The organism is uncultured Sunxiuqinia sp. (assembly GCF_963974515.1).
In the GTDB taxonomy this organism is placed as follows: domain Bacteria; phylum Bacteroidota; class Bacteroidia; order Bacteroidales; family Prolixibacteraceae; genus Sunxiuqinia.
The window spans coordinates 1-10,898 of record NZ_CAXBDD010000114.1 but is presented as its reverse complement, the minus strand read 5'-3'; the positions used below and the strand labels follow the sequence as shown (position 1 = coordinate 10,898).

At 47.0% G+C, this 10,898-nt stretch carries 14 protein-coding genes; 8 read left to right on the top strand and 6 right to left on the bottom strand.

Features of this window, described 5'->3' with window-relative positions; genetic code table 11:
* The coding region (locus tag AAC033_RS16660; protein WP_339740196.1) for a PAS domain S-box protein at positions 1–342 on the bottom strand (342 nt) is incomplete at its 3' end.
* Positions 343–659: 317 nt separating this feature from the next.
* On the opposite strand from AAC033_RS16660, the gene AAC033_RS16655 reads away from it, so the two are divergent.
* Entirely contained in the window at positions 660–1,202 is a 543-nt protein-coding gene (locus AAC033_RS16655; protein WP_339740194.1) for a GNAT family N-acetyltransferase, read from the top strand.
* A 62-nt stretch (positions 1,203–1,264) separates the two neighbouring features.
* On the opposite strand, the gene rlmN is transcribed toward AAC033_RS16655, so the two are convergent.
* Positions 1,265–2,290, bottom strand: coding sequence for a 23S rRNA (adenine(2503)-C(2))-methyltransferase RlmN (gene rlmN / locus AAC033_RS16650; protein WP_339740192.1), 1,026 nt, complete (start codon positions 2,288–2,290; stop codon positions 1,265–1,267).
* Positions 2,291–2,413: 123 nt separating this feature from the next.
* Positions 2,414–3,094: an FAD-dependent oxidoreductase gene (locus tag AAC033_RS16645; RefSeq protein ID WP_339740190.1), complete on the bottom strand. Its 681-nt coding sequence runs from the start codon at positions 3,092–3,094 to the stop codon at positions 2,414–2,416.
* Positions 3,095–3,178: 84 nt separating this feature from the next.
* Here AAC033_RS16645 and AAC033_RS16640 point away from each other — a divergent pair, with 84 nt between their 5' ends.
* The 6 genes from AAC033_RS16640 to AAC033_RS16615 all read left to right on the top strand — a co-directional run bounded on the left by AAC033_RS16640 (position 3,179) and on the right by AAC033_RS16615 (position 6,370).
* On the top strand, positions 3,179–3,370 hold the full coding sequence (locus AAC033_RS16640) for a hypothetical protein (protein ID WP_339740188.1): 192 nt from the start codon (positions 3,179–3,181) through the stop codon (positions 3,368–3,370).
* Complete coding sequence (locus tag AAC033_RS16635) at positions 3,351–3,500, top strand: hypothetical protein (RefSeq protein WP_339740186.1); 150 nt, start codon at positions 3,351–3,353, stop codon at positions 3,498–3,500. The genes AAC033_RS16640 and AAC033_RS16635 overlap by 20 nt, the downstream gene beginning before the upstream one ends.
* A 98-nt stretch (positions 3,501–3,598) precedes the next feature.
* Positions 3,599–3,862: a membrane protein insertion efficiency factor YidD gene (yidD, locus tag AAC033_RS16630; protein WP_339740198.1), complete on the top strand. Its 264-nt coding sequence runs from the start codon at positions 3,599–3,601 to the stop codon at positions 3,860–3,862.
* Positions 3,863–3,928: 66 nt separating this feature from the next.
* A complete protein-coding gene (locus AAC033_RS16625; protein WP_339740184.1) occupies positions 3,929–4,789 on the top strand; it encodes a zinc ABC transporter substrate-binding protein in 861 nt (286 codons plus the stop codon).
* A complete protein-coding gene (locus AAC033_RS16620; RefSeq protein WP_339740182.1) occupies positions 4,786–5,556 on the top strand; it encodes an ABC transporter ATP-binding protein in 771 nt (256 codons plus the stop codon). Before AAC033_RS16625 ends, AAC033_RS16620 begins: the two co-directional genes overlap by 4 nt.
* Positions 5,540–6,370, top strand: a complete 831-nt coding sequence (locus AAC033_RS16615; protein WP_339740180.1) for a metal ABC transporter permease — start codon at positions 5,540–5,542, stop codon at positions 6,368–6,370. Before AAC033_RS16620 ends, AAC033_RS16615 begins: the two co-directional genes overlap by 17 nt.
* A 339-nt stretch (positions 6,371–6,709) precedes the next feature.
* On the opposite strand, the gene AAC033_RS16610 is transcribed toward AAC033_RS16615, so the two are convergent.
* Both AAC033_RS16610 and AAC033_RS16605 read right to left on the bottom strand, forming a co-directional pair.
* The gene (locus AAC033_RS16610) at positions 6,710–7,471 is read right to left on the bottom strand and encodes a DUF1080 domain-containing protein (RefSeq protein ID WP_339740178.1); all 762 of its coding nucleotides are present in this window, start codon (positions 7,469–7,471) and stop codon (positions 6,710–6,712) included.
* Between the two features lie 50 nt (positions 7,472–7,521).
* Entirely contained in the window at positions 7,522–8,382 is an 861-nt protein-coding gene (locus AAC033_RS16605) for an ROK family protein (protein WP_339740176.1), read from the bottom strand.
* 140 nt (positions 8,383–8,522) lie between these two features.
* Here AAC033_RS16605 and AAC033_RS16600 point away from each other — a divergent pair, with 140 nt between their 5' ends.
* Positions 8,523–9,641 (top strand): Sb-PDE family phosphodiesterase, encoded by a 1,119-nt coding sequence (locus AAC033_RS16600; RefSeq protein WP_339740174.1) that lies wholly within the window; start codon positions 8,523–8,525, stop codon positions 9,639–9,641.
* A 183-nt stretch (positions 9,642–9,824) separates the two neighbouring features.
* Here the strand turns inward: AAC033_RS16600 and AAC033_RS16595 are convergent, their stop codons facing one another.
* On the bottom strand, positions 9,825–10,823 hold the full coding sequence (locus AAC033_RS16595) for a sugar phosphate isomerase/epimerase family protein (RefSeq protein WP_339740172.1): 999 nt from the start codon (positions 10,821–10,823) through the stop codon (positions 9,825–9,827).
* Positions 10,824–10,898: the final 75 nt, after the last annotated feature.

Below are 10,898 nucleotides of genomic sequence, written 5' to 3'. Positions count from 1 at the left end.
ACTGCCATTAAGCTCAATGGGGCTGAAAAAGATTTCAACATCGCGTAGGGAGCCGTCAGCCAACCGTTTTTTGAGATCAACCTGTTTCAGCTCGTTTTTTTCGGCCTGTTCCAGCCATTTCTTGATTTTTTCCGGTGAATCAGGAGTCAGATCTTGTATGCTCATTTCCTTGAGTCGGTCCTTGGACGATCTGTAAAAATCGGCTGCGGCCCGGTTGGCATCGATAATCCGGCCTGTCTCCGGATCAATTATCAGTTGAATGGCTGTGTGAAACTCAAATAGATTTCGAAACAATTCATCGTGTTTTTTCTCTTGTCCTCGGGCATCGTCTTCCTTTTTCATAAATCAGAGCAATTTGAGATTGGCAGTCTTGGTGCAATAAGCTCCGGGAAAAGTCATCGAACATTGAGCGGTGTTGTTCGCCAAAAGGGGAGGATCCGGCATGGCTTGTTCTCGTTTCAATCATCACAGTCAGGAAATCCAGGTTTATATTTAGCTAGCTTGAGTAACAAAGATATCATTTTTTCTTTCTCATTCTGAACAAGGGTTATTTTTGTTGCATGGACTTTCCGGGAGGGCTGCCGCTTCGTTTTCCCCTCATACCTGGGCCCGTTTTTTTGACGTAACTTTGAATCTGAATTCTTTTATACAGAAAAAAAATGAACCATATAACCAACCGTCTTTTTTTGGAAGAAATCAGCTGGGATGACTTGCCGTTGGTGCATGTCCTGCATTCCATTCCCGAGCTGGATGAGTATAATACCTTGGGTATTCCGAAGGATTTGGAGGAAACCAAAAAGGTGATTCAACCCGCTATTGACGATCAGCAAAAGAATCCGCGATCGCAGTTTTGCTGGAAAATTGAATTGAAATCAAGTGGGCAGGTGATTGGCCTGGCAGGGATGTTTCCATCAAACGATCGCTTCCGGTTGGGAGAGATTTATTACAAGATCCATCCTGATTTTTGGGGAAACGGTTATGCTACCGAAGTAGCCAAGGCGTTGGTTCGTTTTGGGTTCGATGAGCTGAAACTGCACAAAGTGGAAGCTGGCGTGGCAACTGAAAATATCCGGTCAGTAAGGGTTTTGGAAAAAATTGGCATGACCCGCGAAGGACTGCGTCGCAAGATTTTGCCCATCCGCGGAGCGTGGAAGGACAACTACCATTACGCCATTCTGGAAGATGATCCGAGGGATTATTGACAGCAGGATTCCGGATTCAACCCCCTGTGTAAGCATACACTTATGAGCTCAGAGCTTTCGGTTTATTCTTTCACCAACGCTTTGGTCGACAACAGTCCGCAGGCGGCATAAATATCCTGCCCACGCGAAGCACGAATGGTTGTTGTGATGCCTTTTTTCTCCAACCCTTCCTTGAACTCAACCAGCGTGGCTTCATCTGTTCCTTTCAGTGGGGTGTCTGGAATAGGGTGAAAGCGGATGAGGTTAATGCGGCACTTGATTCCATCGAGCAGTCGGGCCATTTCCTTCACATGCGCGGGCGTGTCATTCAGGCCGTGAAACACAATGTATTCGAACGAAACCCGGCGCTGCCGTCCAAAGTCCCAGTTGCGGATTTCCTCCAAAACATCGTCCAGCGGATAGGCTATTTCTACGGGCATCAGTTTTTGGCGTTCCTCGTGAAACGGCGTGTGCATGCTGATGGCCAGATGGGCCTCGCTTTCATTTAAAAAGCGCACCAGTCCCGGGACAATGCCGATCGACGATACGGTAATCCGTCGCGGACTCATGGAAAAACCCCAATCGGCAGTCTGAATTTCGATGCTCTTCAGTACTTCGTCCAAATTGTCGAATGGCTCGCCCATGCCCATGTACACGATGTTGCTCACTTCCTCCCACTCCGGGATGTTGCGAATTTGGTTCACAATTTCGCCGGCCGTTAGCTGTCCCTGAAAACCCTGTTTGCCGGTCATGCAAAACAGGCAGCCCATTTTGCAGCCCACCTGCGAAGACACACAAACGGTCTTGCGGTCTTTGTCCGGAATCATGGCTGTTTCAATAAACTTACCGTTGCCGGTTGGAAACAGGTACTTTTTCGTTCCGTCCACACTCTCCTGAACTTTGGTTGAATTCACCAAGCCGAAGGAATATCTTTCGGCGAGGATGTCGCGCGCTTTTTTTGACAGATTGGTCATTTCCTCAATCGACGAAATATCTTTTTTATACAGCCAATCGGCAATCTGTTTGGCTGTGAATTTTGGAAAGCCCAGTTCCACGACCAACTCTTGCAGTTCGCCCAATGTTTTCCCAAAAAGTGCTTCTTTGACCATCGTGTAAATTTTCTGCAAAGTTATAAAAGAGAATCAGATGCGAAAACAGTTGTAAGTATTTGAGAATGGCTGAAGACGTTTGTATCTCTTTGTTTTTAGCCGTTTTCTCTGCTTTCTTTTCAACTAAAAATAGATCTCAGCCAGGATGTTTTCGTACGGAATGCCCCGCCCAATCAGCAAGTCGCGTACTTCAACAACCATCAGCGCTTTTCCGCATAAGTAATAGAGCTGGTCTTTGGGCAGGTCGTCTAACGTGTTCAGATAGTCGGTTACCCGGCCTGGAAACACATCGCATGATTCTTCCTGCGAGCAGCAACGGATATAGTTGCGCCCCATGGCCCAATCCAGTTCATCTTCAAAATAAAATTGGTTTAAATGGCGCGCACCGTGAATCAGCTTTTTATTTTCAGACTGCCCTGATTGAAACATGCTGTAGAATGGGGCAATGCCGGTTCCGGAGGCAATCCACCAGGCAGGTTTTGGGCTTCCCAAAAAGCCGCCGTAAGGTTTCGATACCAACAGCTTATCCCCTGGAATCATGGTTGCCAGTCTGGGAGTGAGATAACCTTCTTCCTTGATGTTGAAAAGTACGCGAATTTCCTTTTCATGATTCCCGCTGCAGATGCTGTAAATACGTGGGGGTTGGATTCGGTCGACGGCGATTCGTACAACCTGACCCGGAATGAAATCATCCGTCCGTTTGTAGGACAGCAGGAAAACCCCGGGCGAAATTTCTTCATTCTGAAGAATGGTTTCTTCGTATAACTGAACTTCCTTTGAAGATTGCGCTTTTGTTTTAGGCATTTTTTGTTGCTTCGTTCAACCCATTAACGCAACCAAAAGGTTTTGGTTTTCGACTGAAAAGGAAAAATGAAGAAATGATTCTTAATGATCGTGATACTTTTAGTCTCCTTCTTTGTTTCGTGTGACAAGGACGATGAATCATTGGAAGAAATTCCGGCATGGCTGCAGGAAGAAATTGATGAGGTTATGATCGGCTCCAGTGTGAATAGTTGCGAGGTGTGCACGGTAACCGTATCGAAGTACAATGGGGTGAAATATGATGACCTTGATTGTTGATATTGGTACTGCCGGTATTGTCATTTTTTTTGATCGGAACGGCGATCGGCCGGGTTGGGAGCCAGACGATTGGGGTGCCTGTGAAGCCGGGAAAAAACAGCTTGCAGTGGTTCCTGCCTGTCGCAAATAAGTGGCGAGTCTCAGTGATTTGATTCTTCATCCTTCTTTATTTTCATTAATTTTGTGCCATCCATTGGAGGGGAAAGAATGATGCAATGTGTGGCAAAAATGATATTGAAAGGACTGGGTTGGCTGTTGTTACTGCCGGTTTACTTTTACAAGTATGCCATTTCGCCTTTTACACCTGCTTCGTGCCGTCATGTGCCCAGCTGTTCGCAGTATGCCGTTGAAGCTGTCAAAATTCACGGTCCTTTCAAAGGGTTTTGGCTGGCCACCCGGCGCATATCCAAATGCCATCCCTGGGGAACACATGGGTATGATCCGGTGCCCGAAAAGGGTCAGGTCAAGGTGAAAAAAATCACCTTGAAGTAATTCATTTTATTAAAGAGGTTGGTGACCTTAAGTTTAACTATCTTTGAAAAAACAAGCATGAAACATATGAAACGACTGTTGTTATTGGCCCTGCTTTTTGCGATGGCCTGCAGCTCATCAAAAGAAGATGAACGTAATTTTGTTACGGTGACCATTCTGCCGCAAAAATATTTTGTTGAAAAAATAGCCGGAGACCTGCTCCAGGTGCAGGTTTTGGTACCGCCGGGTGCTGGTCCGGAAACCTATTCGCTGGTACCCTCGCAAATGAAGGAACTGTCGGGCTCTCTGGCCTGGCTGCGCATTGGTAAAATTGGTTTTGAAGATGCCTGGTCGGAAAAAATTGTGCAAGCCAATCCTGATTTGAAGGTCTTTGATACCTCGCAGCAAGCCGATTGGATTGCTGATGAAGTCGTTCAACATGGTGATCATGTGCATGCGCATGGCGTTGATCCACACATCTGGATGTCGCCTGCTGAAGTTCAAAAGATTGTGACACTGACTTACCAGGCTTTGGTGAGTCTGTTTCCCGACAGGGCAGAGCTTTTTAAGCAGAACTATGATGCTTTTAGTACGGAGATCGAGCTGCTGGATAACGAACTTTTTAGCCAGTTTGAAGGTTTGGAGAACCGGGAGTTTTTGATTTTCCATCCCGCGTTGAGCTACCTGGCCCGCGAATACGATCTGGAGCAGATTTCGCTTGAAGTGGATGGCAAAGAGCCGTCGCCAAAGTACATGAGTGAAATGGTGCGGCATGCCCGCGAAATGGGAATCCGGGTGGTTCTTATTCAGAAGGAGTTTGACAAGGAGAACGCGCAGCAGTTGGCAAAAGAGCTGGAAGGTGAAGTCGTTCAGATTGATCCTTTGTCTGAAAACTGGGCAGACGGACTGCGCGATATCGCCAATAAAATTGTGGAAGCATCAAAATGAAAGAAAAGCTGGTTGAAATAAAGAACCTGTCGGTCAGTTATGACCAGCAAAGGGTGTTGGAACAGGCCAACCTGGATATTCAGCCGATGGACTTTTTAGGCATTATCGGGCCAAACGGAGGAGGAAAAACCACCCTGATAAAAGCCTTGCTGGGCTTGGTGAAACCGGATGGCGGCTCCATCAAATTTCATATTCCATTGAACAAAGTTGGTTATCTGCCGCAAATCAACCAGGTGGATAAACGCTTTCCCATCACCGTGCTGGACGTGGTTCAGTCGGGCAGGGCGGGGACGAGGTTTCTGAATGTTTTCAGAAAAAATCATACTGATCGGCTTTATGCGGAGCAGTTAATTGAAGAAATGGGGATTTCATCGATCAGGCATAAAGCGATTGGTGAGCTTTCGGGTGGGCAGATGCAGCGTGTTTTCCTATGCCGTTCGTTGATGAACCAGCCTGAATTGCTGATTTTGGACGAGCCCGATACCTTTGTCGATAACCAGTTTGAAAGTGAATTGTACGAGAAGCTCAAGGAGCTGAATAAGCGGATGGCGATTTTGCTGGTTTCACACGATGTCGGCACCATTTCGTACTATGTAAAAACCATTGCCTGCGTAAACCGGCAGGTGAATTACCATCCCAGCAACGTCATCAGTACCGAACAACTGGCTTCCTATAATTGTCCGCTACAGATCATTACTCACGGACACATTCCGCATACCGTTTTAAGTATGCACGAAAACCACGATCACCATGGACACCATCATTGATTTGTTTTCCTACGACTTTTTTATGAATGCCTTTTGGGCATCATTTTTTGCCGCGGTAAGTTGCGGAATTGTGGGTACTTACATCGTTTCGCGCCGCATTGTGTTTGTAAGCGGCGGCATTACGCATGCTTCGTTTGGCGGCATTGGGATTGGTTACTTCCTGGGGTGGAGCCCTTTGCTGGGGGCCGCTATTTTTGCGATTTTGTCGGGTTGGGGCATCCAGCTTTTTACCCAGAAAGGAAAAGTCCGCGAAGATTCGTCCATCGCCATTTGGTGGTCGCTGGGCATGGCTATCGGCATTATTTTCATCTATCTCAGTCCGGGGTACGCGCCTAACCTAATGAGCTACCTGTTTGGAAGTGTGCTGACGGTTTCGACTACCGAGCTTTACCTGATGGGAGCCCTTTCGCTGGTTTTGGTGTTGTTTTTTACCTTGTTTTACCGCTTGGTGTTGTACGTGGCATTCGACGAGGAATTTGCCAAAACAACGGGCCTTCCGGTCAACCTGATTAATTATTTGCTGATTAGCCTGATTGCCATTACCATTGTGCTGAACATCCGGGTGGTGGGCATTATTCTGATTCTTTCGCTGCTCACTTTGCCGCAGGCCACGGCTAACCTGTTTACCAAAGATTTTAAAAAGATGATGATGATTTCTGTGTTGTTCGCTTTCATCGGTTCGTTTGCAGGTTTGTTGTTTTCGTTTTATGTTGATATTCCTTCCGGCGCCTCCATCATCTTTACCCTGGTGCTGGTCTTTGGCTTGATGAAGCTGGCTTTCTATATCCGTCAGAATTTGATTTCCCGTGACTGACCAAGATCGGATATTAATCTGCAAGAATTGCGGGGGATCTTTTCCGAAGGATTCACTCCGGCGCGACTGCGGAAACTGTTTTGCCTGCACCGGTTGCGAGATCTACATTTGTCCCAATTGCCGGGGCGAAATTGTGGTGAAACCCATGAAGCGACCGGAGGTTAAGAAACAATGAAAATCTCCTGCGGGGAATGTTTATGCAGGTTAATGGCTTCTTATCAAGTCCTCAGCCGGGGAAATCCGGCCGGTTCGTTTTAAGGAAACCACCAGTTAATATGGATGAATGTGTGTGGTCCAACGACGCTCAGATTGGCTCACACACATTGCCGGGTTATTGATTTACAACGTTTTAATTTTCAGGTTTCGGAACCAGACTTTGGTACCGTGGTTTTGCAGCGAAATGTGACCTTCGTCGTATTTGCCATAGTCGGGAAAATCGGACCATTTGCCGCTGTTGCGTAATTCGTTCCATTCATCCGAGTATTTTTCGTAGGTCGCCGTCACTTGGCCGTTCAGGATGTAGGTAACCTGGTTGCCGTTCACCACTATCATGCCTCGGTTCCACTCGCCCACCGGCTTGTAGGCTTTGGCCAGGGGAGGATGCATGGCATAGTTGGCGCCGCTCACCTGCCAGTCTTCCAGTTTTCCAGGCCACCCTTCATCATCGATGATCTGAAACTCGGGGCCGGTTTCATAGGGGAACTGGTACTTCGGATCTTCCTTGATTTGGAAGATAATGCCGCTGTTGGCCCCCGGTGTAATTTTATACTCGAAGTTAAAAGCAAAATTCCGGTAAGTTTTGTCGGTAATGACATCCTGGCTTTCGTGTCCTCCCACGGTGGTCATCGTGAGCGCCCGGTCTTCAACAATCCAGGAGTCGGGCGCTTCATCCATGTTGTATCCACGCCAGCCGTCAAAGCTTTCTCCATCGAAAAGTAATTGCCAGTCCTTGTTTTCTTCCTCTTCTGTCAAACTGTTGGGTTGGGCATTTTGATTCAGTTCATTCCAAAGGGCCATGGGGTCGTTGTTTTGTGCCTGATCGCACGAAATAAAAACGATTGCGGCCAGGACAAAAAGTGTGGCGTAAATCGGGTTTCTCATCTGGTCATTTTTTAAGCGTTTGAAATCTTCCATGATCGAATATAAATGAGTCAATTGGTATTTTTTGATTGGGAGAAGGCATCAATGACAAGCGACGACGCGCCCAACACAGCGCTGTTACTGAGTTCTGATACTTCGATGGTCAGTGCCTTGTATAACCGCTGGTAGGGAAACTCGCTGTCCAGCACCGAGCGCATTCCGCCTTCAAACAAATGATAGGATTGGCTGACTGAGCCGCCGAGGATAATGGCTTCGGGTGCCAGCGCAAAAAGTACATTGCCAATGGCCCGTCCAATGTGCTCGCCCAGCTCGAAAAATAACTGCCTGGCTTGCTGATCACCTTGTTCTGCTTTTTCGGCCAACACTTTCCCTGACAGGTTTTGATCTTTGAAAAACTGCCCGCTGGCATAAGCTTCCACGGTTTTGTCGCGATAGTATATGGTTCCGAATTCACCGGCCCCGCAAAACCGTCCTGAGTAAAGGTGCGAATTCAGGATGATTCCGCCCCCTAAACCCGTTCCGAGCGTCAGGCCAACGAAATTCTTAAAGTTCTGGCCTTTGCCAAAATACTTTTCGCCTACCGCAAAGCAGTTGGCATCGTTGTTCACAAAGACTGGTGTTTGGAAACGCTCTTCGAGCATCTGCTTTAGCCGGACCCGGTCCCACGAAGGAATGTTAACCACATCGAGCACTTCGTCGGTCTCGAGGTCGACCAAACCCGGCACGCCAATTCCAATTCCCGAGACTTTGGCTGAAAATACCTGTTGAATGGCATCGCCAACAGCTTTTACTACCATCTCTTTTGTTTCTTCGGAAGGTGTAGGGCAGTCGTATTCCTGAACAATTTGCTTTTCACGGATTCGTGCGGAACTGATTTTTGTGCCGCCAATGTCAACGCCAATAATTTCCATGATCTCGGTTTTCTGTTTAAGTATTGTTCAGGTAAAGATAAGGGTTCATTTTTATAATTTGAGAACAAACAACGATTCTTTAACCGAGTCAATGCAATCAAACCAAAGGTTTTATATAACTTGCGGCAAAATTTTGAACCATGAATGACCTTAGACCACACTTGACGCTTTCAGTATTCTTTTTTTTCATAACGACTTTTTTATGTTCGGCGCAAAGTCGGATCGAAGTTAAAATTCCGGATATTCCGGGCTACCAAACCCTGAAGTGCGACTTCCATATGCATACTGTCTTTTCAGATGGTGACGTGTGGCCAACCGTACGGGTTCAGGAAGCCTGGTTGGAGGGCTTGGATGCCATTGCGATTACCGATCACATTGAATATTTACCCCATTCGCAGGATATGGAGACTGACCATAACCGATCGTTCGAAATCGCCGAGCCACTGGCCGAGCAAATGGGAATCATTTTAATTCGGGGGACGGAGATAACCCGCAAGATGCCCCCCGGCCATCTGAATGCGCTATTTATAATGAATGCCAATTTACTGGAACGTGAGAACTGGTGGGATGCCTGCGTGGAAGCCAGGGAGCAGGGCGCCTTCATTTTCTGGAATCATCCGGGGTGGAAAGCACAGCAGCCGGATACAACGCGCTGGTGGGATGAGCACACCCGTTTGCTGAATGCCGGGATGCTCAACGGCATTGAAGTGTATAATCACCAGGAGTTTTATCCTGAAGCGCTGGATTGGGCCCGGCAAAAAAAATTGACGGTTCTGGCCAATTCGGATATACATTCGCCTGTACACATGACTTATGGCAAAAAGCACCGACCCATGACACTGGTTTTTGCGACCGAAAAGTCACAGGGGGCGATCAGGCAAGCTTTGAAAGACAATCGTACAGTCGCTTATTTCGATGGCCAGTTGGTGGGGGACCGCCAGTATCTTACGCCCTTGTTTTTTGGGGCGATCAAGATAAAATCCAAGGGGGTGGAACTGGAAAACCATCAAATCCGGAAAGTGCAAATCCATAATTCGAGTGACCTCGATTTTCATTTGAAATTGCGTCAGCCAGCCATTGGCTTTTCATGTCCGGAGGAAATCACGTTGGAAGCCCATCGTACCGTCTTTATCGACCTGAGCGGCACGTCTGATGAGGTAAGAATGATGGATCGCCTGAAACTGTTGTACGAAGTGACTAATCTGAGGATGTTGTCCGGCAGTCCTTTACCTGTTAATCTTGATATTGCCAACCGATAAAAAGAAAGAGCGGTGAACCAAGTTCACCGCTCTTTCTCTAAACAAACAACTAAAATTACCTTTGCACCTTACAATCACTAAACCAATCAACCCCTAAAAAAATAGATAAGACAAAGAAAGAAATTGTGATTGCAAAGCATGTTTTGATACGGATTGAGAACCGGTTTTGTTTCGTTGGTCGAACTATGATTTTTGATAATTGGCACGGACTTTTTCCAAAAGCTTCTTTGTTGCTAAAATTCCTTCCTTCTCGCCAAGCTCACTTCCTTCATATTCAATACCAATGTATCCTCGGTAACCGGCATCTAAAACGATACCAATCATTCTTTCGTAATCCGTACCCGTTTCGTTGCCCTCGTCGTCAAAGTCATGCGACTTAGCGCTCACCGCCTTCGCGAAAGGCATCAGCTCTTCAACACCCTGGTAACGATCGTACCATATTTCGGGCTCAGTGCTCACCCGGAAATTGGCGAAGTCGGGTAAGGTTCCCACGCGGGGGTGGTCGGTCATGTTCATCACATCAGCCAGCCAGCTTGCATCGCTAGAATAACCGCCATGATTTTCAACCAAGATGTTGATATTGGCCAGGTCTCCGTAGTCGCAAAGCAGCCGAAGTCCGTCAGCAGCCAGTTTTTTCTGTTCTTCATAAGTTCCCTGGCTTCCGGCATTGACCCGAACGGAGTGACATCCCAGGAACGCGGCGGCATCAATCCATTTTTTATGATTTTCCAATGTCTGCAAGCGCTCTTCCTGTGTAGGAGCGCCAACCATCCCTTCGGCGTCGCACATAATGAGCAAGGATTTCACACCGGCATCATCGCAGGCTTTGTTCAAATCGATCAGGTAGGCCTGGTTTTTGGCTTTGTCGAAAAAGCAGGTGTTAACATATTCGACTGCATCAATTCCTAAACTTCTGGCATAAGCCGGAAATTCAATGTTTTTCATGGTGGCACTTTTTTCGATACTGGCAAAATCATGCTGTAGCATGTCATTAAACTTCTCCCAGCCAGCTTCCCGTGCCTTGCCAAAAATCTGATTGTTGACCGACCATTCGGCCAGCGAAATTTTGAATAGCTCTTCCTTACAGCTATTCAGGCCGATGGGAAGAGTGCCAAGCATTGCGCCTGAGGTAAGAATTGCTGATTGTTGCAGGAAGGAACGTCGGTTTAGTTTCGTTTTCATTGGATTATACGTTTAGAGTTGAAAGTAAATTTAGGAAGAAACTTTCACCCGACAAATTAATTCTACTTTGACAGA